10 protein-coding genes are annotated in these 22,647 nt (G+C 55.7%); 3 read left to right on the top strand and 7 right to left on the bottom strand.

Translation table 11 applies throughout. From position 1 onward, the window contains the following. Window positions 1-336: 336 nt before the first annotated feature. The 4 genes from BN2106_RS01180 to BN2106_RS01195 form a co-directional block, all read right to left on the bottom strand. Window positions 337-8,319: a carboxylesterase family protein gene (locus tag BN2106_RS01180; protein ID WP_050696745.1), complete on the bottom strand. Its 7,983-nt coding sequence runs from the start codon at window positions 8,317-8,319 to the stop codon at window positions 337-339. A gap of 186 nt (window positions 8,320-8,505) precedes the next feature. Next, a complete protein-coding gene (locus BN2106_RS01185; protein WP_195891745.1) occupies window positions 8,506-10,023 on the bottom strand; it encodes an ABC transporter substrate-binding protein in 1,518 nt (505 codons plus the stop codon). An 843-nt stretch (window positions 10,024-10,866) separates the two neighbouring features. Then, window positions 10,867-12,456 carry a response regulator transcription factor gene (locus BN2106_RS01190; protein ID WP_050696747.1) on the bottom strand — a complete coding sequence of 530 codons (1,590 nt, stop codon included), beginning with the start codon at window positions 12,454-12,456 and terminating at the stop codon, window positions 10,867-10,869. Continuing rightward, window positions 12,453-14,159 (bottom strand): sensor histidine kinase, encoded by a 1,707-nt coding sequence (locus BN2106_RS01195; protein WP_050696748.1) that lies wholly within the window; start codon window positions 14,157-14,159, stop codon window positions 12,453-12,455. The genes BN2106_RS01190 and BN2106_RS01195 overlap by 4 nt, the downstream gene beginning before the upstream one ends. A gap of 679 nt (window positions 14,160-14,838) precedes the next feature. On the opposite strand from BN2106_RS01195, the gene BN2106_RS01200 reads away from it, so the two are divergent. From BN2106_RS01200 to galE, 3 genes are all read left to right on the top strand, one after another. Continuing rightward, window positions 14,839-16,125 carry a galactokinase gene (locus BN2106_RS01200; protein WP_050696749.1) on the top strand — a complete coding sequence of 429 codons (1,287 nt, stop codon included), beginning with the start codon at window positions 14,839-14,841 and terminating at the stop codon, window positions 16,123-16,125. A gap of 67 nt (window positions 16,126-16,192) precedes the next feature. Beyond that, window positions 16,193-17,173 (top strand): galactose-1-phosphate uridylyltransferase, encoded by a 981-nt coding sequence (galT, locus tag BN2106_RS01205; RefSeq protein ID WP_050696750.1) that lies wholly within the window; start codon window positions 16,193-16,195, stop codon window positions 17,171-17,173. Between the two features lie 366 nt (window positions 17,174-17,539). Then, entirely contained in the window at window positions 17,540-18,541 is a 1,002-nt protein-coding gene (galE, locus tag BN2106_RS01210) for a UDP-glucose 4-epimerase GalE (protein WP_050696751.1), read from the top strand. 162 nt (window positions 18,542-18,703) lie between these two features. Here galE and BN2106_RS01215 read toward each other — a convergent pair whose 3' ends face one another. Genes BN2106_RS01215 through BN2106_RS01225 form a run of 3 tightly spaced genes read right to left on the bottom strand, consistent with a single transcriptional unit; the run spans window position 18,704 to window position 22,627 of the window. Then, complete coding sequence (locus tag BN2106_RS01215; protein WP_050696752.1) at window positions 18,704-19,768, bottom strand: galactose ABC transporter substrate-binding protein; 1,065 nt, start codon at window positions 19,766-19,768, stop codon at window positions 18,704-18,706. 29 nt (window positions 19,769-19,797) lie between these two features. Next, a complete protein-coding gene (locus BN2106_RS01220; protein ID WP_050696753.1) occupies window positions 19,798-20,769 on the bottom strand; it encodes a substrate-binding domain-containing protein in 972 nt (323 codons plus the stop codon). Continuing rightward, complete coding sequence (locus BN2106_RS01225) at window positions 20,762-22,627, bottom strand: sensor histidine kinase (RefSeq protein WP_050696754.1); 1,866 nt, start codon at window positions 22,625-22,627, stop codon at window positions 20,762-20,764. Before BN2106_RS01225 ends, BN2106_RS01220 begins: the two co-directional genes overlap by 8 nt. Between the last annotated feature and the right edge of the window lie 20 nt (window positions 22,628-22,647).

Raw genomic sequence — 22,647 nt, forward strand, 5'->3', positions numbered from 1 at the left:
TCAATCACTGTTTCCGGAAAAGAAGAGGATATTTTTCGCGTATCCGCAAACAGACAAAGAAAGAGGCCGCGGTGCGTTCCGCGGCCTCTCCTGCCAAAGGGTTTAAAAGGAAGATGAAAAAGAAATATGTTGCACTCGTTTGGATGAATGAAGAATGGAATTACCGCCCTGTCCAGCGGGTCTTTTCCGGGCGCTTATCTCCGGAAAGCCCGCTGCGGGGACCTCCGGTCGGGACGCGCTTACAGCGAGGACCATTTTAAGCACTGTGACAACACAATGGACCTGCGGTCTGCACGTGCCTCCGGCGACTGTCTCAGTCAGCTGGTTTTATTATTTTCAGCTAATTGCCACGGTGCAGTGCTGCACAGCAGCCTGCCCGGGGAGCGTTGTGTAAACACCGGTGGACTGGCCTGCATTGCCGACCGCCCAAATGCGGAAATAATAATCGTTGCCGATCTGGGTAACAAACTGGGTCTTGAAGATATTGCCGTTGCCGACGGTGAAGCTCGGCGCAACGCCGTTGCCGTTGAGAACGGTCATCTTGAAGCAGTATGCCTGGCCGCGCTGGACGGTAAACGGCAGGGTCGTGTCGGATTTCACGCTTGCAGCGGTGGTTCCTGTACCGGTGCCCGGCGTGGTTCCCACGATTCCCTCGTTGCCATAGGAGCTGCCATTCTCATAGACATACACGGTCTTAGAGCCTCCTCCGGAGGAGGTGGAGGTTCTCGGGACCAGCGCCATGATGGCGTCTTTAATGGCCTGCTCGGCTGCGTCTACCTTATTCTGCGTGGCTGTTGCGGGCAGTGCCTTCGCCGCTGCGACGGCTGCCGCCAGCTTTGCCCAGGAATCGCTGGTATATTTGCTGGAACTGCGGGATTCCGCATCCTGAATAGCTGCATTCAGGCCGGTCACATCCGCATCCATAACCTGATACGGGAAGTAAACGATGTTCGCTCTGCCATAGGTTGCATAGCTTGCGTCTCTTCTGGTGTAAACAGTCGGCGTGATGGAACCGTCCACAATGCCTTCCGCACACTTCAGGATTTCCTGGAGGTATTCCTCTGTGAAGGGCGCCAGATACTCTGCGTGGCCGGTGCGCACACTCAGCTTCTGGTCTCCAAGCTTTGCCAAAACCTGATTCAGATTCTGAACATAGGTCTGGATAGAGCACATGCCAATCTGCATCCACAGATCGCCGGAACCAACTGCATCGCCGGTATACAGGTCGTCTCCATGCAGCAGGAGAATGGAGCCAGCGGTATGGCCCGGGAGTGCCAATACTTCAATTGTCTCGTTGCCGAAGGAAATCTTGTCGCCGTCTGTTACAACTTTGACCTTGCCGGCATCCACGCCCATCTTTTTGATGATGGAAGCTTGGTCGCCTTCGCCTGCATAGACATTTTTGACCTGGTCGTGTCCGACAAAGTCATCGAGGCAGCCGATGTGGTCGCCGTGGTTGTGCGTGAGGATTACGTCGATGTCCGCGTTCTTGTTCTTCAGGACTTCGTTGACAATGTAGTCGTAGAGGTTACCGGCACCCATGCCGGTATCGATTACGACGGCTTTGTCGCCCTGCTCAAGGACCCAGATCTGGCCCATCTCATAGTCTCTGACGACGGTGACACCCGGTTCAATGGTCTCATGGACATAGTTCATGGACGGATTGATCGTGTGGTTCTCGCTTCTTTCAAGGGTCTGGTCAAAGAGCCAGTTATACGGGGTGCCTGTGCTGTACACGTATTTCCATACGTGGTGGGACGGGATGATGGAGCCCGCTGTGAACTCTTCAAACTTGATGCACTCACTGCCGGCCGCCTTCAGCGCTGCAACCGCCTGGCGGGTGCCTTCGATGTTGACGCTGTCGTCGTCCGCCGCATGGAACGCCCAGATCGGCATATTGATAATGCCCTTGAGCTGCTCCGCCTTGTCGCCGTAGTATTCGTTCGGAATTCTGCCGCAGATCGGCATCGCCGCCGCGAACACTTCCGGATGATCGAGGATGATCTTCCAGGTGCCGATGCCGCCCATGGACAGGCCCTGAATATAGATGCGGCTGGTGTCGATCGTGTCCGCGTTTGCCTGAATGAATGTATCCAGCATCTGCATCACAAGCGCTTCGTTCGCTTCATTGACCCAGCCTTCGCTTGCGGTCGGGCACTGCGGGGCCAACACATAGGCCGGATTCATATCCGTGCGCTCCGCCCAAGCGACCGCGCCCTTGTTGGCGATCAGGTGGGACAGATTGTTGCTGCCGCTCTCGCCGCTGCCGTGCAGGAACAGGACCAGCGGATATTTGCCGTCCTTGTCCATACCCGCGGACTTGATCGGGTCGAAATAGCGGTAATTGATGGTTTTTCCGCTCTCGTTGGTTACCTTTCCGCTCTGGAAATCGTCCACAATCAGATTCTTGACAGAATTGCTCAGGAACGCGTCGCGCGGAACGGTTTCGCCGCCCGTTGTCTTGAGGTCGGTAAGCTGGGATACCTTATAAGAAATATCATACGTACTGGTGACCTTGCCGTCGTAGTAGCTGGTTACAGCCTCTTCGTCCGCCGGATCCAACGTGATGGTCACAGTCTTGCCGTCCACCTTGACACCCGTTACCGTGCGCATGCCGATCTTATCAAACTTCGGATTGCTTGCAGACAGCGTCGCCTGCACCTGATAGGCCGCCTTGGAAACGGAAGCCGGGTCAATTTCATTTTCATACGTAATGGAGGCCTGAATGACCTTCTGGCCATCGTCCTTCACCTCGGTGGTGAGTTCCGCGCCGATGCCATCCTTGAGGATGCGGCTCGGGTCGTAAACGATGGAAGCGGTTCCATAGGTGGCAACCTTTGCGTCGCGCACATTGCCGCGCAGGTACTGCGTGCCGACGATGGAGCCGTCGACAATGCCCTTCGCGCATGCGAGGATGTCACGGACATATTGGTCGGTCATCGTGCCGCGGAACTGTGCGTGGCCGCCGTAGACAATCAAATCGCGGTCGCCGATTACGTCGTTCAGATGTTGCAGGGAGTCAACGTATTCTTCAATAGAACGGTCACCGATCTGCATCCAGACATAGCCGGTGCCGATCGCGTCGCCGGTGAAGAGCTTGTCGTCGATTAGGAATGCAACCGAGCCCGCCGTATGGCCGGGCACATCGATCACTTCAAACGATTTATCGCCGAGCGGGATTTTGTCGCCGTCTTTCAGCGCGACAATCTTTGCCTTGTCCGCCTCTGGGAACGGCTCCTTTGTCATCCGTTCTATGGTACTGATCGTACCAGCCACATCTTTTTCGCCGATATAAATGCGGTTTACGGTATCTTTCCCAAAGAATTTATTAAGCTGTCCGATATGGTCGCCATGCTGATGGGTCAGCAGCACACTGATCTCCGCCTCCTTGTTTTCAAGGACGTTGTTTACCAGGTACGCATACAGGTCGCCTGTACCCATACCGGTATCGATGATCACCGCTTGGCCGCCGCTTTCCAATACATACATCGGATCCACATCGTAGTCCCAAATCGCTTTGACGCCGTTACCACAGTCCTTGACGGTGTACAGGGTCTTCGGGTTGATCTTGCCGTAGTCGGTTCTTGCTCTGTTCTGCTCGAACAGCCAGTTGTAGATTTCCTGGTCCGCATACACGGCCTTCCAGCTGTGATGCGGGTCGGGAGTGATGGAACCTTCGAGATACTCATAATATTTGACGGAGGTGTTGCCGTGCGCCTTCAGCGCCGCAACCGCCTTCTGAGAACCGGAGACGTTGACCGTAGTGTCGTTTTCCGCATGCGCCACCCAGATGGGCAGGTTCGCCAGCGCGTCAAACGCTACGCCATTGTCTGTCTCATAAACGGAGTCGTTGACCATGCCGCAGATCGGAATTGCCGCTGCAAAGAAGTTCGGATAGGTCAGGATCATGTTCCAGGTGCCCATGCCGCCCATGGACATGCCTTCAATGTAGATGCGGTCCATATCCACCTGCGGATGCTCCGCAGCGAAGTCCTCGATCATCTTTTTCAACAGCGCAGGCATTCCTTCGCCCTGCCAGCCGCCGACGGAGAAGCCGGGGCTCTGCGGCGCCAGGATGTAGCACGGATTCTGTGCAATGCGGTCTGCTTCCGCCCAGGCGACCGCGCCCTTGTTGGCGATCAGCTGCGCGTTGTTGTTTGTGCCGGACTCGCCCGCACCGTGCAGGAACAGGATCAGCGGATATTTGCCCTCGTCGTCCACCTTATTGACCGCAACCGGATCGTAATAGCGGTACGGGATGTTCAGTTTGCCGTTGTTGATGCTCGCCGCCTTAAAGTCATCCACCACCAGGTTTTTGACGGAGCGCTGCTTGCACGTTGCCGCCTTGGCGGTATCGCCGTTCGCAAGCGGCAGGTCCTTTGTCTGGCGGATGGTGTAGGTGAGATCGTACATGGAGGTCTGGAAGCTCATATAGTCGAAGTAGCTCGTAGCGCCCATTCCGTCGCTCTGGTCAAAGGTCAGGGTGATGGTCTTGCCGTCTACCTTTACGTCGGAAATGGTCCGCATGCCGACGTTGTTGAAGGATTCCGTGCCCGCCGTGAGGCGCGCCTCAACCTGGAACGCGGATTTTGCAAGCTGGCCCGCCTTTGCCGCGTCAAGCTCGCCCGGATAGGTGATGGTTGCAGAAACAACCTTCTGTCCGTCGTCAAAGACTTCCGTGGTCAGGTCCGCCCAAATGCTGTCCTTCAGGACCCAATCGGGACGATAGGCGATGGAGGCGGTGCCATAGGTCGCCTGTCTTGCGTCGCGCACGCTGCCGCGCAGGTACTGCTTGGTTTCGATCGTGCCGTCCACAATGCCCTTTGCACATTCTAGGATGTCGCGGACATACTGGTCGGTCATAACGCCGCGGTACTGTGTGTGGCCGCCGTAGACGGTCAGGTCGCGGTCGCCGATCGCGTCGTTCAAATGCTGCAAAGAATCGACATATTCTTCAATGGAGCGGTCTCCGATCTGCATCCAGACATAGCCGGTGCCGATCGCGTCGCCTGTGAACAGCTTGTCTTCCAGGAGATATACAACCGAACCGGTGGTATGGCCCGGGACGTCGATTACGGTAAAGGACTTATTGCCAAACGGGATCTTGTCGCCGTCGTTGACCGGAACAACCTTGCCCGCGTCTTCTCCCATTTTGGACAGAACCGATTGCGCATCCGCCGTGCCGATGTAAATGTGCTCGACGTCGTCGCGGTTTTTAAATTCTGCGATTTGTCCAATATGGTCGCCGTGACGGTGCGTCAGCAGAACGTCAATTTTCTTGACGCTGTCGGGAAGGACGGACTTCAGCTTCGCATACAGGTCGCCTTTGCCCTGACCGGCATCAATTAGAACCGCACGGTCGCCGTTGATCAGCACCCACATCGGGTCCACGTCATAGTCCAGAATCGCCTGTACGCCTTCATATTCCCATGTGGTGTACTGGGTCTTCAGGGGGCTTTCCGGATTGTGGTTTCTCGCCGTATCCTGCTCGAACAGCCAGTTGTAGATTTCCTGATCTTCATAGACCGCTTTCCAGCTGTGGTGTGGGTTCGGAACAATTGCACCCGGCAGGTATTCATAGAATTTTACGGAGGTGTTGCCGTGCGCTTTGAGCGCCGCAACCGCTTCTCTGGAACCGGCGATATTGACCGATCCGTCGTCCTCCGCGTGCGCCACCCAGATCGGGAGTTCCTTCAGAGCGTCAAACGCCGCACCGCCATTGTCGGTGAAGTAGTTGTAATCGCTGCCGCTGGGAACGCGTCCGCAGATCGGGATCGCCGCCGCGAACTTCTCCGGGTAATCCAGGATCATCTTCCAGGTGCCGATGCCGCCCATGGACAGGCCCTGAATATAGATGCGGCTGGTATCCACGTTATGGGTTTTCACAAATTCGTCCACCATCTTGATGACCAGATCCTGATTGTCCTGGTTGATCCAGCCTTCGCGCGCCGTCGGGCACTGCGGGGCCAGGACATAGACCGGGTTCTGTGCCACGCGGTCCGGTTCCACCCAGGAGACGGCGCCCTTGTTGGCGATGATCTGGGACAGGTTGTTGCTGCCGCTCTCGCCGCTGCCGTGCAGGAACAGGATCAGCGGGTAGCTGCCGTCCGCCGCCGCATCCGCGGATGCAATCGGATCGTAGTATTTGAAGTTGATGGTCTTGCCGTTTGTATTGCTGACGCTTCCACTCTGGAAATCGTCCACAATTTTGTTGGTAATCTTTGTGCTGCGGTACTTCGCCGGATCCACTGTGCCGTTCTCCGTCTCGATTTCACCCTTCTGGGTAACCAGATAGGAGATGTCGTACACATTGGTTGTGCCGTTGTAGAAGCTGGTGACCGCCGCCGCGTCGTCCGGGTCGAGCACCAGTGTGACCACATTTCCGTTTACCTTTACGTCTGTAATGGTGCGGTAGCCCTCCATGTCACTGGAGCCGTCGCCATAGGTCAGGGAAGCTTTGACTTTATAGTCGTTTTTGGAAACGCTGTCCGGATCGACCGCGCCGTCGTAGGTCAGGTTGACTTCTACCACGCGCTGGCCTTCCTCCTGGACTTCCGTCACCAGTTCCGCGGGAATGTCGCCGAACGGGATCGCGTATGGAAGAAGCAGGTCATCTTCCGTCAGGCCGAGGGTGTCCATATTGGCTTTCATCATCAAACGGTCGCGTGCCGGGAAGTCGCTCTTGGTCGTGCAAATGGCCGCTGCGCCGTCTTTCGTATCCTTAAAGTGCATGAACGCGCCGTCCGTATCAGAGGTACATTCTTCCCAGCTGGGCAGGCCTTCGCCGTTCGGGTCGCCGGTTTTCACAAAGTTTGCCCAGTAGGAGGACATCGTATCCGCCAGGTAGTGGTCGTCTTCCGTCCACAGGCGCTGGCCTTCCACGCCGTCGCGCATGGAGTTGAACATAAACCACAGCTCACTAGAATGGAAAGAGCCGTAGAATTCCTCGTCGCGGCCGCCCACAATCTCCGGATCGTGCGGAGCAAGGTCGTGATCGAAGTAGTAAACATATGCATTGTGGTCTTCGTTATGGGTTTTTCCATACTGTGCGGAAATGCGGTATTTTGCAAAGTTGCTGTCGCTTCCAGAGCGCAGATTCATGCGATAGGCTTCCTTCGCGCTCTTGGGATTATAGATACTGCGGTTGTAAAGCTCGCCGTATTTATTCTCCATATTGCTATGGAACTTCTCGATCTCCGTTGTGCCGTCCGGCGAGCCGGAGAGGGAGGTGGATTCGTCCGCCGTGCCGCCGATCATCACATCGATGCCGTCCAGCGCGCCATCCCTTGTCAGATTGATGGATTCTTCCGTGAATACATAGCCGTCCAGCGTATTGCTGCCGGCCGCGCTCTTCAGGGCGCTGTAAACTTTCGCATCCGTGAAATCCTTCGCGTCCATTTTGCGCAGGTCTTCCAGCGTGGTGCCTTCGCCAAATGCCTTTTCAATTGCCGCCTGGCAATTTTCCTGCTTTTTCTCCAACGTCACATAGCTGCCGGGGGCCGCATAGCCGCTGAATCCGCTCTGGATAATCGCGCGGTTGAAAAGGCCCTTGGTCAACGGGGTGGAGAGCAGAGCCGTCACGGACATCGCGCCCGCGGACTGGCCGCAGATGGTCACGTTGTCTTTATCGCCGCCAAAGGCTTCGATATTCTGGCTGACCCACTCCAACGCCTTGACCTGGTCCAGTGTGCCATAGTTGCCGGAAATCCCATTGTTTTCCTCGCTCAGCTCCGGCAGTGCCAGGAAGCCAAACACGTTGACGCGGTACTGGATGCACACCACGATGATGCCCTTCGCCGCCAGCTTGGAGGCGTTAAACTCCATCTCGGAAGCATTGCCGTGGTCGTAGCCGCCGCCGTGAATCCACACCATGACAGGCAGGTCCTCGGCATCCGCGTTTTCGGGTTTATACACATTTAAATAGAGACAGTCTTCGCTGATCTCCGGATTGTACGCTTCGTCAAAGTAGAACTCATCGCCCCAGAACTCCCCAACGGGGTTCAGGTTCTCGGGCTGCATCGCCTGGTTGCCCCACTCGTCGCAGACGCGCACGTCTGTCCAGGTTTCTTCCAGGTCCTGCGGCGCTTTCCAGCGCAGGTCGCCCACCGGGGGCTGTGCAAACGGGACGCCTTTAAATACGGTAACGCCCTCTGTGTCGGACGGGACGCCCTGGATCGGGCCGTTTTCAATTTGGACGATGCCGTCCCCCGCTTCCGCCTGAACCGGTTCCGCTGTGGCTGCAAACGCGCTTGTACAAACGCTGCACAGCATGGTTAGGGTCAAAAGAAGCGATAAAATCGATCGATGCATCTTTTTCATCTTTGCTTGCTCTCTCCTTTTCCTCAATGGGTAATTTTTGGGTTTGCTTCGCCGGGCCGCGTGTTACTGCATGGGCACCCTCTCCTTCTTTTTTGGTTATATTTCTTAAAAAAAGCTGCAAAAACCTAAGCCTGTCAAAAATTTCGATTTTTGACAAGCTGGGACCCCTAATTTGGATGTCTATGTTTAACCGGCTGTGCCGGGTGTTTTCTGCTGTACGATCCAACGGTCCAGCTGGGCCTGTTTCTCCCTGACGATTTCGTCGATGCCCGCCGCCCGCAGTTCCTCGTTCATGCGCGGCAATGCCGTCGCCGGGTCGAGGCTCCCGCATTCCAACGCGTCCCGGTATTTGTCCAGCACGATGGTACAGGCGGTCACCTGCCCCAGCATCTTCGTATCATCCCAGACAAACCCCCGCGCGGGGGATGGACGCGCCTCGCTGTTATACCGCTGCACCCGCTGCCAGATATCCGGCGGGTCACCTTCCCACACGTCCACAAGCAATTCGTTTGGCCAGGACCAGATGGCAAAGGAATACTGGTTTTGCCTGGTATCCCAGTTCTCCATCCGGCCAATCAGCCGCTTTTCCCGGTCGATCACCCGGTACGTCTTTCCTTCAATCCCATAGGTAAACAGGTTGGCCAGCTCCGGATTGGTATACATCTCATTGAGCACCAGCATGGCTTTTTCCGGATTCTCGCTGGTGGAGCAGATATTCCACATGGAGGAAACCAACGTCGACTCGCTGTAGGGCGGTACAATCTGAAAGATCGCGGTGGGGTATCCCGTGCCGCTGGTGGTTTCGCGCTCCTTGTCGGGCTTGACATTCGCAAAATGGCCAAAGGCCTTGCCCGCGCGCATCAGCGCAAATTCATTGCTGGTGTTGTTGGAGCCGTCCGGTATGATCAACCCCATGTTGGCCCATTTCCATTGCAACTCCACCATCGCGCGGTAGGCATCCGTTTCAAAGAGGTTGACCACCTGGGTGCTGTCGGAAAAGCTGTCCTCCAACACGCCGAGGCTGTCTCCCAGCCGGTCATACGGCAAGGGAAGCCTTGCCATCCCCGTGCTGGTGGTGATGGGATACATGTCAGGGTACGCGTCCCGCACCCTGACGAGCAGCGCTTCCAGGTCGTCCATCGTCTGGATGGAATCCGGATCGACGCCCAACGCCTCCGCAAGATCCCTGCGGTACACAAAACCGCGCCCATTTGCCTTTTCCCGGTTGATTGGCACGCCGCAGATTTTGCCGTTCAGCGTGACGCAGTCCCAGTCCTCCGCGGGGATTTCCTCCCGAATTTCCACATCGCAGAGCGGCAGATAATCGTTGAGCGGCAGAATTAGATTGTTGTTGACCATCGCGCCCACGCCGATTTCAAACGACGGGAACAGGTCGCATTTCTCCCCGGTGGAAACCGCCAGCTTCACCTGCTGCAAACAGTTTTCCTTGCTGCCCAGGTAGCGCAGGCGTACACGCGCGCCGCAGGCTTCCTCCACAATTTTGTTGGCCCGCTCTTCGATCTCCGCCCGGATCGGATCCGCCGCCGTCCCCAGCGCATAGATGTCCACCGTATAAAACGCCTCACCGGAGGAAGACGGTTCCTCACTGCTCTGCGGTTCCCCGACAGGCTGTGTGCACGCGGACAGGCAGAACAACAACAGAGCGGCAAGCAAAAACGCCAGACCTCTTTTTCCCCGTTTCATACCTTGTCCTTTCCCAATCGTCCGCTGGGTGCACCCACCGTATTCTTTGACGGCCTTCTTATTTATTGGGTTTTTATGATTCACTGTGTTTATATTGTACTTCATTTGCCTTTCGATTTCTGCCAAAATCCCGACCTCCGATGTTATAAAAATGACCTGTTTCCCAGTTCAAAAACAGGCCTGCATCTGCACTGTCATAAATCCGACCCGCGTGCTGTCACAAATCCGACTTTGCCCTGACGAGAGTTAAGAAACAGCATAATCCATCTGTAAAACCAGTTAAACGGAGCCGTTGCAGTTTATCCTGCAACGGCTCTAATCCACATGGCAACATTAAGGACCATAAAGAACGATATCACTCGTTCCCACTCGCTCTTGACCTCCGGTCGGGACGCTCGCTTGAGGCTAAAGCCTCGCTCGACGCTCTAAACGACCATCGCCGCTTTTCAAAAACAGAGAAAGACATATTTTAAGAATTGCTCGTGATGTAAAAATGTTTCTCGCCGCCTTTAGAAACGTAGAAAGACAAATGTAAAGAATTGCCACAAGGTGAAAATGGTCCTCGCCGTAGGCGTGTCCTGACCGGAGGTTCGTGTCCTGACCGGAGGTCCGCGAAAGACGTTGCACGTCCCGTTCTCTGCGGAGAACGACCATAGGCTCTGCCTTTGGAAACCGCCACCTTTTAGAAAGGTGGATAAACACATTTTGACCATTACTCGCGAGGTGAAAACGGTTTCCGCCGTAGGCGCGTCTCGACCGGAGGTCCCGCTTTTCTGAAAAGCGGAAAAACACGTTTTGCTCTACACCACAATCAAAACAGGGACTACATCGTGCCGCACACAATTATTCCCGCACGGCGGCGCGGTCTTCCGCCGGCGTCCTGCCCACCGCCTTTTTATACACCTGCGAAAAGTGGGAAAAGTTGGAATATCCCACCCGGACAGCCACCATGCTGACCGGCAGGTCCGTGGTGCGCAGCAGCGTCTGCGCCGCTTTCATTTTCTCCGCCACAATATAATCCTTGAGCTGCATGCCCGTTTCCTTTTTAAACAGACGGGACAGGTAGTCCGGATTCAAATAGAATGCCTCTGCAATCTCGGAACGGCGAATATCCCGCTCCATATGCGTCTCTATATATTGTTTGATCTGCTCCACCTGGCTTTTGACGTCCGCCGCCTGTCCGGCACGCGCAAAGGGCTGGACAGCCGCTTCAATCCACAGCTTGACGCCGTCGATCGTAAACCCCTCCTGCGGGGAGCGTTCAAACAGCTGCCGGCCCGGCAGAAACGCGTCCGCCGGGACATTGGCCGATTCCCCTGCGGCGCAGAGCAATTGCAGGAACGCCTGATAAAACCGCTGGAGGATCTCCGCGCTGAGCTTTCCGGCTTCCGCCGCGCCGTCCAGCCAGCGGTTGGCCTCCGTTTGAACCGTCTCCACATCGCCGCGGACCAGACGCTCCTCCCACCGCTTCCACTCCGGCGCCGCGAGCTTCCCCGGCGGCTCTTCCGCAATCCTTCCCCAGATAAACACCTTGGCGGCCAGCGCCACATTGCCCCTGCGGCAGCCGTACAAAGCCCGCGCGCGCTCCGTCAGCTCCGGCGGCGTCAGCCGCGGCCCGGTGTAGCACGCCGCGTCGCAATGAAAATGCGCCTGGCATATCTGTAAAAAACGTTCCAGCAACGCGCGGAGCGCCTCTTCTTCCAGCAGCCGGGGGCCGTCTGCATAGGAAAGAAATGCAAAATTGTGGTGGTCCAGCTGGATCAGCAGAATTTTTTGTCCATGCTCGCTGAACAGCTCCGACAGAACGTTCAGGAACGCATATTTTAACAGTTCCGCACTCCATTGGGCGGCGGCGTCCTCCCAGCGCAAAACCTGTATTAAGGTAAAATACACCGGCGTCACATCGTCAATTTGAATTTCAAGCTTTTGAAAATCCTCCAGCAGCTGCGGCAGGCTGACGGCCTCCCCCAAAAACCAGTTTTTGAGAAGCCCCTCCATCAGCACATCCCGGCGGCGCGCCATCATTTTCCCATAGGAGGAGTATGCCTGCAGCTCCTTTTTGGTCTCGATCCGGTGCGCGGCGCGCAGGACCGCCGCCTGAATATCCGCATAGCGCGCGGGCTGCAAAATATAGTCCAGCCCGCCCAGCCGCACGGCCTCTTTGGCATAATCGAAATCCGCATGCGCGGTCAGGAAGATGCACTCCGTCTCCATCTGCTGGTCCCGCGCCCAGCGGAACAGGTCCAGGCCGGACTCCACGGGCATTTCAATGTCGCACAGCATCATATCGACCTTTTGATGCCGCAGGATTTCCTTTGCTTCCGCGGCATTGTACGCCTGCAGGACCCGATCCACGCCCACGGCGGCCCAGTCCACGCCGGATACAATGCCACTGACCACATTGATCTGATCGTCAATTACAAGGACGGTCATTTTCTTTCCTCCTCATCCGGTATAAAAATCTCGATGCTGGAACCCTTTTGCAAATTGCGGAAGGAAAACACGCATTTCCCCTGGTACAGCAGCGCAAAGCGGTGCTTGACGTTCATAATGCCCACACATTGTTCGCTGTATGCGACCTGTCCCGCGCTGTTGAGTTCCTCCAGCCGGTCCGGCGGGAATCCGCTGCCGTTGTCTGTCACAGAGAGGTTGACGTATCTTTCTTCTTCCGTCTCCAGACGGATCGCCCGGATCGTGATCCGCAGTTCCTCTCCCGGCAGGGACGCATGCTTGACGGAGTTTTCCACAAAGGTCAGCAGGGACAGCGGCGGGATTCGGAAGTCCGCCAGCCCTTCCTCCGCTTCCACCTCGCAGACCGGCGGGCTGGAAGCGCTCATCCGCTGCAACCGCATATAGTTGCACACATTGCGCAGCTCGTCCGCCAGCGGCACCAGCTTCATATTGTCGCGGAACAAACAGCGCAGATAGTCGGACAGCGCCAGAATCATCTGCTGGATCTGCCCGAACTGCCGCTCCTGCGCCAGAGCGTATAGATTTTTCAGGCAGTTGAGGAAAAAGTGCGGACGAATCTGGATTTGCAGATATTGAAGCTGTGCCTGTTGCAGCTCCAGCTCCTTCTCATAGGCGGAAATCTTCAGTTCCTTGATCTCCCCCATCATCTCGTTGAAGGTATCGCTCACCTGTTTAAATTCCACAATGCGGTAGTCGCTGTCCATCTTTGCTTCCAGGTCGCCGCTCTTGATGGCATTCATCGTCTTCACCAGCTGCTCCATCGGCGTGAAGAACAGCCGCTTGAGCAGATAATAGCTGATGGGGATCAGCACCAGGATGAACACGGAGACCGCCAACAGCAGGATCTGGATAAAATCCAGGTGGTTCAAAATCCCTTTATAAGGAAGCAGGTAGACAAACCAGATTCCTGCCGCTTCGGAGAAACTCTGTACCGCCAGGTATTCCTGCGGGCCGCGGGTGAGGTAGTACGGGTCCCGCGCATGCGTCGCGGGGTCGACGCCGATTTCCGCCGCCCAATCCCGCGCGGTGAGAATCTCGCCCTCCCCGTCGGCATAGAACAGGACGCCGTTCTCATAGTCCGCCGTGTCCTGCGGCTTGGACAGCCGGTTCAGGTCCACCGCGCAGATGCTGTACGCGCCGTTGCTTCCCAGTACGCGCAGCAGGAAAGGAATTTCTCCCACACGGTGTACAAACCAATCCTTTCCAACGGTCGGTTCGCTCCGCGTAAGTTCCCGCAGGTACTGTTCCAGCGCGGTCTTCTGTTCATAGGAATAGGAACCGCCGTAGCGTTCCCGGTACAATTCGTTCTGGTCCAGGAACAGGAACATGCCGCCGATGATCTGCTTGGTGGTGATCAGCTCCTGATAGCGGTCGGTGATCTCCTTGGCGCAGAGATGCGCCTCCATCGGGTCCATGCGATAGCGCAGCTGCTGGTAATTGGCGTCGCCGGCGACCAGGTTGGCCATAAAAATGTCGATGTCCCCCAAATCCTTTTCCAGCGAGGTCTGGTAGAGATAAACCGTACTTCTGCCGCTCTCCGCGATGCGGTCGTTCATGGCGCGCACCGTGTAAAAATTGTACACCCCAAGGAAGACCACGAGCGGCACGACGAACAGCATGAGCACCTGTATGATCTGTTTTTTTGAGGATATATGAATCTTCAAGCTTTCACCTGCTTTCCGCACGGTTTTCCAGCAATTTACCAGTTCTTTTTATCTATTTTACCATAAGCCCTCAGCTTAACAAGTATTTTAACGATTAAACAGAATAGTTTCCCCATCTTTTTGACCGGGAGGGGATGGGCCATACAGAATTTCCCTTTTTTACTATATCAGGAAAATCTTTGGATTTTCCACTTCTGAGCGTAACAAAAAATTCGTTTCTGCCAACCTAATCTGGAAGCACCCAAGAAGGGAGAAATCCCAACTATTTTTTATTACATTAAGGAAATACTCAGATTTTCCACCTTTGAACGTAACAAAAAATCCGTTTCTGCCAACCCAATCAGGAAGAACCCAAGAAGGGAGAAATCCCAACTATTTTTTATAAAAACGAATGCAAGCTGTGGGGAATTATGGTATAATTTAAATTAATATTGGCGTTTGGAAGGTGAAATATTTCGGTCATGCGTCCCCCGTCCCGTTTTTCCTCAGAAAAACGACGTTATGCATCAAATGTCCATAAAATTGATACGCATATGCCTTGTTTCCACGCCCCGTTGGCGATACAATGGAACCATAGGAATCCTACAGGGGACGACACAAAGAACCGGTCCGCGGCGCACTTCCGGGAACCGGGGCTTCACACGATTCAAACGTACATTTTTTGGGAGGTAATTCATACATGTTATCTGCAGAAGTCAAAAAACTGATTTCCAGCGGCGGGCTGGACGAAAAGCTCGCTTACATCTACGCCTGCGGCGTGGAAGACGCGGCCGGATACCGTGAAAGATTCGTACATGCGGTCGAGTCCTTTGAAGGACTGTACGGCACAGACCGCGACATCTCCATTTTCAGTGCACCGGGCCGCACCGAAATCGGCGGCAACCACACCGACCACCAGCGCGGCAGGGTTCTGGCGGCCAGCGTCAACCTGGACGTGATCGCCATTGTCGCCGCCAATGCGGACACCAAGGTCCGCATCAAATCCGAGGGCCACAGGGGCGACGAAATCGACGCGAAGAACCAGGACGTTAACCCTTCCGAACTCAACACCTCCCGCGCGCTGATCCGCGGCATCTGCGCGCGGTTCCAGCAGCTGGGCTACACCGTGGGCGGCTTTGACGCCTACACCACATCCAACGTACTGACCGGCTCCGGCCTGTCCTCCTCCGCGGCGTTCGAGGTGCTCGTCGGCACCATTGTAAACGACCTGTTCTGTGAGGGCAAGGAGACGGCGCTCTCCATTGCGCAGATCGGCCAGTATGCGGAAAACGTGTACTTTGGCAAGCCCTGCGGACTGATGGACCAGGCGGCCAGCTCCGTCGGCGGCTTTGTCCAGATCGATTTCCAGGATAAAGACCATCCGGAAGCCCAGAAGGTCGACTTCGACTTCACCAAATGCGGCTATGCGCTCTGCATCATCGACACCAAGGGCAGCCACTCCGACCTGACCCCCGATTACGCGGCGGTACCGGCGGAGATGAAGGAAGTCGCGGCGTTCTTCGGCAAGGAAGTCCTGCGCGAGGTGGACGAGGCGGAATTCTACGCCAACATTGCGGCCCTGCGCCAGAAGATGGGCGACCGCAGCGTGCTGCGCGCCATCCATTTCTTCGGCGACAACGCCCGCGTTCTGGATGAGGCAGCGGCGCTGAAGGCGAACGATTTCGACACCTTCAAAAAGTTGATCATCGAGTCCGGCTATTCCAGCTACATGTATTTGCAGAACGTGTTTTCGGCGGGACATCCGCAGCAGCAGGGTGTTTCCCTGGTACTTGCGCTCTGCGAGCGCCTGCTCCGCAGCAAGGGCGGCGCGTACCGCGTCCACGGCGGCGGCTTTGCCGGCACCGTACAGAGCTTTGTTCCGGTGGATTACCTGCCGGAGTTCGTGCAGCAGATGGAAACCGTTACCGGCGAGGGAAGCTGCCACAACCTGCGCATCCGTCCGGTGGGCGGCACACGCATCCTGTAAAAATCGGCGGAACTGCCGCCGTCAAATCATAAAATCCATTCACAGGGATATAGGAGGATAATGAACCATGGCTGAATTAAGATGGCACCCGCTGATCCAGGACTGGATCATGATTGCGTCCAACCGTCAGGGACGCCCGCAAATGCCCAAGGACTATTGCCCGTTCTGCCCGAGCTTCGGCAATGTGCCGGAGTATGAGGTATTGGAATATGACAACGACTTCCCGGCACTGTCCCAGAACCCGCCGGCGCCCGACGAGGGCATTGAGACCGATTTCTTCAAGGTCCGCCCGTCCTACGGCAAGTGCGAAGTCATTCTGTACTCGCCCGGCCACACCGTGACGATGCCGGAGCTGTCCTACGACCACATGAAGAAACTGGTCGACCTGTGGTGCGAGCGCTTTGAAGGCATGCGCGCCGATGAAAACATCAAATACGTGTTCCCCTTTGAAAACCGCGGCGAAGTCGTGGGCGTCACGATGCCCCATCCGCACGGCCAGATGTACGGCTATTCCTTCATTCCGAAGAAGCTGCAGCTGGAAACCGATTCCGCCAAAGAGTATTTTGAGAAGACCGGCAACTGCCTGTTCTGCGACACCCTGAAGAATGAGCTGGAAGCCGAAAAGCGCATCATCTTCCAGAACGAGCATTTCACGGTATACCTGCCGTTCTACTGCGAGTATCCGTACGGCGTATATATCATGGCGAACCGCCATGTACAGTACATCTCCGAACTGACTGAAGAGGAGAAATACAGCCTGGGCGTGACCATCCGCGACACCGTCGGCATGCTCGACAGCCTGTTTGATTATAATTTCCCGTATATGATGTGCATGCACAACGCGCCGGTCAACTCCGGCGACTATTCCAAGGACTATCATTTCCACATCGAGTTCTTCCCGCCGATGCGCAGCGCCGACAAGCAGAAGTTCAACGCGTCCAGTGAAACCGGCGCATGGGCGCACTGCAACCCGACCTGCCCGGAGGAAACCTCTGTGGAGCTCCGCGCCGCCTACAAAAAGTTCATCGATGCGAAAAAGGGCGAGTAAGACCTCCGGACCTCCGGTCGGGACGGCCTGGACGTGCAACGTCTTTCGCACCTACGGCGGTTTTCCCAATCAGTTTCTATTGTAGAGGGTATCCTTCATATTCCACCCTACAAAGTTTCTTCATACCTTTAATAAATAGTTGCGGGACGGAAAAGACCTGCTCCCGATTTACGTAGCAGCTATAGAAGCTACAGCTTACGGCGATTTTTCCAAAGCAGGCGTAAAATCATAAATCGATTCTCCCGGTCCATGGCTCAAGTCACGGACCGGGTTGGAAATACACCTCTCCCGATTTGCACAGCAGCCACAGACACAGCAGGCGTAAACAGCGCTGTGCGCCCGGGAACCTGAAAGGATGGTTTGATTATGAATGTTCTGGTTACCGGCGGCGCCGGATTCATCGGCTCCCACACCTGTGTGGAACTACTCAACAATGGATTTGGTGTTGTCGTCATGGACAACTACGCAAACTCCTCCCCGGACGCCCTGCGCGCCGTGGAACAGATCACCGGCAAAACGTTCCCCAGCTACGAATGCGATATGCTGGACTATGATAACTTTGAGAAGATTTTTAAAGAAAATAAGATTGACGCGGTCATCCACTTCGCGGGCCTCAAGGCGGTCGGCGAATCCGTGCAGAAGCCGCTGGAATACTACCACAACAACATCACCGGCACTCTGCATCTGCTGGACCTGATGCGCAAGTACAACGTGAAGAAGGTTGTGTTCAGCTCCTCCGCGACCGTTTACGGCATGAACAATCAGGTGCCGTTCAAGGAGGATATGCCGGCGGGCGGCACGACCAACCCGTATGGCACAACCAAATTCTTTATTGAGCAGATCATGCAGGATATGTGCGTTGCGGACAAAGACCTGAAGGTCGCGCTGCTGCGCTACTTCAATCCGATCGGCGCACATCCCTCCGGCCTCATCGGCGAGAACCCGAACGGCATTCCGAACAACCTGATGCCATACATCGCGCGTGTGGCGGCCGGTGCGCTCCCGTGCCTGTCCGTCTACGGCGACGACTATAACACCCCGGACGGCACCGGCGTACGCGATTACATCCATGTTTGCGACCTCGCGGTCGGACACATCAAAGCGCTGGAGAAGCTGGACAGCATCCAGGGCGCGGAAGTTTACAACCTGGGCACCGGCAAGGGCAGCTCTGTTCTGGACGTCGTCAAGGCGTTTGAGAAGGCTTCCGGCGTAAAGATCAACTACCAGATCGCGCCCCGCCGCCCCGGCGACATCGCGGAATGCTATGCGGACGCCAGCAAGGCGAAGAACGAGCTGGGCTGGGAAGCCAAATACTCGCTGGACGATATGTGCCGCGATTCCTGGAACTTCACACAGAAGCATAAATAAATATTTCTTTATAAAACGAAGCCCCCGGTTAAAACCGGGGGCATTTTTAATGCGCCTATCGTTTATCTGGAATGGGAAGAACCTGTAATCTCTCCCGTTTTTCCAGTTTTTATAGGATGGAACTACACGGATCTTTCGCTTTCTATATGGTTTTTACCGTTTCTACTCCGTCGGGCTAAGCAGCTCGTCAAGCTCCTCCTGTGCGTTTTCCTTCGTCACTACACGGTGCGACACCCGCACATACTGCCCGTTGACCACGCGCAGGCGCTCCTGCGGGTTTTCTCCCGCCGCCAGCACGCATCCGATATCCAGCATTGCCTGTGCCTGCTTGCGGGCGTCGTTGACAACGGAGCCATACAGCTCCCCGTCCAAGATGGACTGAAGCGCCGCCTTGGTTCCGTCGATTCCCACGACGATCGGACCGCCTTCCAGCATATCCGCCTCTTTGAGTGCGTCGATCGCCCCCAGCGCCATGTCGTCGTTGTTGCTGAGCACCACTTCGATTCCGCCGCCGTACAGGTCAATCCAGGAGCGCATTTTCGCTGCCCCCAGGGACCTTTGCCAGCTCGCCGTATCGTTCGCCAGCTTTTCCATCTGGATATTGGCCGCGGTGATGGTCTTGACGGAATACTCTGTGCGGATCAGGGAATCCTGATGCGCCTGTTCGCCCTCCAGCATCACGTATTGCAGCTTCCCATCGCCGTTCCGATCGATGCCGGGATCCGCCTTGAGCGCATCGATAATCAGCTGCCCCTCCAGAATCCCCGATTCCTTTGCGTCCGTGCCGACATAGTACACCTTGTCCCACATACGGATATCCTCTTCCACCGGCTCACGGTTAAAGAAAATCACCGGAATATTGGCGCGCTTGGCCTTGTCCACGATGACCGCGGCCACCGTGCGGTCCACCGGATTGACACAGATGACGTTGTATGACTGCGCAATAAAGGTATCGACCTGATCATTTTGGTTCGACTGGCTGTTTTTACCGTCCACTACGTTTAAAATGATCTTTTTCCCTGTCTCGTTTTCCTTTTCTTTTACCAGGTTTTCCAAATCCTCACAAAGGCTGGCAACGAACGTATCGTCGCTGCGGTAGGTCGCCACGCCGATCTTGATGGTCTCCAGCTGCTGCCCGGTTTCGTCCTCCGCGCAGGAGGAAGCGAACACCAGCAGCAACAGGCAGAGTGCCAATGCCGTCATTCGTTTTAAAAAAAGCCGCGTCATCGGTGGTTCATTCCTTTCTGCCGTCTGCTTCAGCGGACAAACGGGAAAAGCAGGCGCTGATTTTCCGGGGAATACATATCGGAAGCGTTGACAATGGAAAAGTTGACGGTCGTATTCTCGCCGCGCTGCCCGTTGATCATATTGACAGCGGTCTTCACGCCGAGATAGCCGATGTTAAATTCGTTCTGCACGCAAAGGGAGGTAATCACCTTTTCCTCCACATAGGAAACCACCTGGTTGGTGCGCCCCACGCCGTAGATTTCCACCGTGGTGACGCCCGGCGGGCTGAGATCTTTTTCCGCTTTGGCCAGCGACTCCAACATTGCCCCGTCAAAGGCCACCGCCTTGTTCACGGTATTTTCCTGCAACAGGATTTTTGCCGTCTCATACGCCTGCGTCGGGTCGTCCGGAATTTCCCAGAAGAAAAGCTCCATTCCGTTGCGCTGCAAGATTTCCACCATCCCCTGATACCGTGCCTTGATACTGGAACTTCCCAAGCTGTTTTGCAGAATTGCCACCTTGTTGCCCTTGCCGCCGCTGTGAATGATTTCGCGCGCCAGCTCCTGCCCCAGCTCATAGTTGTCGCAGCCGACATACGGCAGGCTCGCCAGTTCCTCCACGGTCGACTCGATTGTGACCACAGGAATCGACTCCGTCGCGTCTGCAATCGGGGCCCGCATATTTTGCGAGTTGACCGGCGCAATGACGATCGCGTCCGCGCCGTTTTCCACCTCGCGGCGCAGCAGGCTGATCTGTTCCCGCACATTGTTTTCACTGGAAAGGTAGATGGGCGTGATCTCCACACCCAAATCGCTGGCAGCCTGATTGATCCCCTGTTCGATGGTGCTCCAGCTCTCCGTTTTTTTCCCGCGGGCGATGTAGGAAATCTGGTATGTCCCTTTTTGCTTTTTGTTCCACACGCTGTCGCTGGAAATCCAGATCAGGGATGCGCCCAGCAGCACCATGATCAGGAGGAAGGAAACGATTGTCCGCTTACGCACGGCGCTCACCTCCGTCCCCGGATTTCTGCCCGCGCTGTCTGGGCGCCACACCGCCGTTGCGGTCGATGTCCTCCACCGTCATCGCCGGCAGATGGATGCGCGCCGTGGTGCCCTCATCGGGTTCGCTGTGGATGGACAGGCCGTATTCCGCGCCAAAATAAAGCTGAATGCGCTCCTGAACGTTTTTTAGGCCAATGCCGGAGCCTTTTCCACGCGTTTTGTCGGAGTCCCCGGTCAAGAGCGATTCCGCCTTCTCCTGCGGCATGCCGAGCCCATTGTCCTCCACGTCAATATACAGATCCCCACCCTTCAAATAGGCGCGGATATGAATTTCGCCGTCACCGTCCATAAATTCCATGCCGTGGTAAATGGCATTCTCCACCAGCGGCTGTACGATCAGCTTGATGGTTGCGCAGCGCAGCGCGCTCGGTTCCGCCTGGATGTCATAGATAAACTTATTTTTATACCGGATTTTCTGAATCGTTAAATAATTGCGGACGTGCTCCAGCTCATCCTCCACGGAGATGATATTCTTCCCCTTGGAAAGGCTGATGCGGAACAACCGTGCCAGCGCCGTGACCATCTGGATCGCGCCGTCGTACCGCTCGTTTTCCACCATCCAGACGATGGAATCCAGCGTGTTATAGAGGAAATGCGGGTTAATCTGCGACTGCAGCGCGTCCATCTCGCTCTTGCGCTTGCTCTCCTGCTCCGCCACAACGTCGTCCATCAGCTTGCGCATCTGCTGTGCCATGGAGGTGATGGTCTTACCGAGGTGCTGCACCTCATAGGAACCGTCGATGGAAATCTTTGCGTCCAGTTCCCCCTTTTCCAGCTCCTTGACGGACTTTTCCAGCGCTTTGATCGGGTCCGCGATGCGGGAGGAAAGGAACATATTGACGGAGATCAGCAGGAAAGTTGCAAAAAACACAAAGAACCAGGAAAACACCTGAATCTGGTTGTAGTCGCTCGTGATGTCCGTCATGGGGGAAACGCCCACGATCTTCCAGCCGGTATAACCGACTGTTTTCACCGTGACCAGGCGCTCCTGCCCCTCAAACGATTCACGGTGGTTGCCATCCTCATAGTTGGCGGCGACCAGATTGTTTTCATGGATCAAATTGGAATAAATCAACTGCTGGCGCGGGTGGTAGATAATTTCCCCCTTCCCGTCCATCAAGTACAAATACCCCGATTCGCCAAGGTCAACGTTCTTGCAGATCTGTTCGATGCCGCTGAAATTCATATCGACCAGCAAAACGCCGTGCAGGATCGACCCGCTGCGGGTCAGCTCCACCGACCGGCTGAGGGAGACGACCCAGCTGTACCGGTTGTCGGAATTCGTAAAAAGGTTCTGCACATGCGGGGTGGAAAAATGCAGGTTTTCAATTTTATTATTCGCATCGACAAACCAGTCCTGGCTTTTGGGGTCCACCGTAAATTTCAGCTGGGAGAGCGGCTCCGCGGCGATGACCTCGCCGCTGTCCGTAAAGACCGCAACGCTGACGAGCAGGTCGCGGTTGGTCTCATACAGCAGGCGCATGTCCTGCGTCAGCTTGTCCAGGTCCGAAGAAAGGTCAACATTTTTAATCACGCGGTAGTACATGGAATCGGAAACCTTCATCATGTTGTGCAGATAGTTGTCCAGATTCAGGTTGACCTGGTTCAGCATGCGGCGGTTGTCCTCAGAGACCATCTGCTCACTGGAGCTGATGAAACGCGCGGACAAAATGGCAGCCACCAGGATCATCCCCGCCACCGCGACCAACGTAAAAGAGATGGAAATTGTAAACTGGATGCTGCGCCGCTTGAGCGCATGCCGGACCCGGTCGGTGATGGTTTTGTATCGTTTCAGCATCCTGTCCTCCTCCGGAACGC

Origin of the sequence: Anaeromassilibacillus senegalensis (assembly GCF_001261775.1) — a bacterium.
GTDB lineage: Bacteria > Bacillota > Clostridia > Oscillospirales > Acutalibacteraceae > Anaeromassilibacillus > Anaeromassilibacillus senegalensis.

What these genes read in the sequence shown, in the direction of transcription:
- BN2106_RS01190 (WP_050696747.1), bottom strand. Translation starts at nt 12,456, where the DNA reads ATGACCGTCCTTGTAATTGACGATCAGATCAATGTGGTCAGTGGCATT.
- galE (WP_050696751.1), top strand. Translation starts at nt 17,540, where the DNA reads ATGAATGTTCTGGTTACCGGCGGCGCCGGATTCATCGGCTCCCACACC.
- galT (WP_050696750.1), top strand. Translation starts at nt 16,193, where the DNA reads ATGGCTGAATTAAGATGGCACCCGCTGATCCAGGACTGGATCATGATT.
- BN2106_RS01200 (WP_050696749.1), top strand. Translation starts at nt 14,839, where the DNA reads ATGTTATCTGCAGAAGTCAAAAAACTGATTTCCAGCGGCGGGCTGGAC.
- BN2106_RS01215 (WP_050696752.1), bottom strand. Translation starts at nt 19,768, where the DNA reads ATGACGCGGCTTTTTTTAAAACGAATGACGGCATTGGCACTCTGCCTG.
- BN2106_RS01185 (WP_195891745.1), bottom strand. Translation starts at nt 10,023, where the DNA reads ATGAAACGGGGAAAAAGAGGTCTGGCGTTTTTGCTTGCCGCTCTGTTG.
- BN2106_RS01225 (WP_050696754.1), bottom strand. Translation starts at nt 22,627, where the DNA reads ATGCTGAAACGATACAAAACCATCACCGACCGGGTCCGGCATGCGCTC.
- BN2106_RS01180 (WP_050696745.1), bottom strand. Translation starts at nt 8,319, where the DNA reads ATGAAAAAGATGCATCGATCGATTTTATCGCTTCTTTTGACCCTAACC.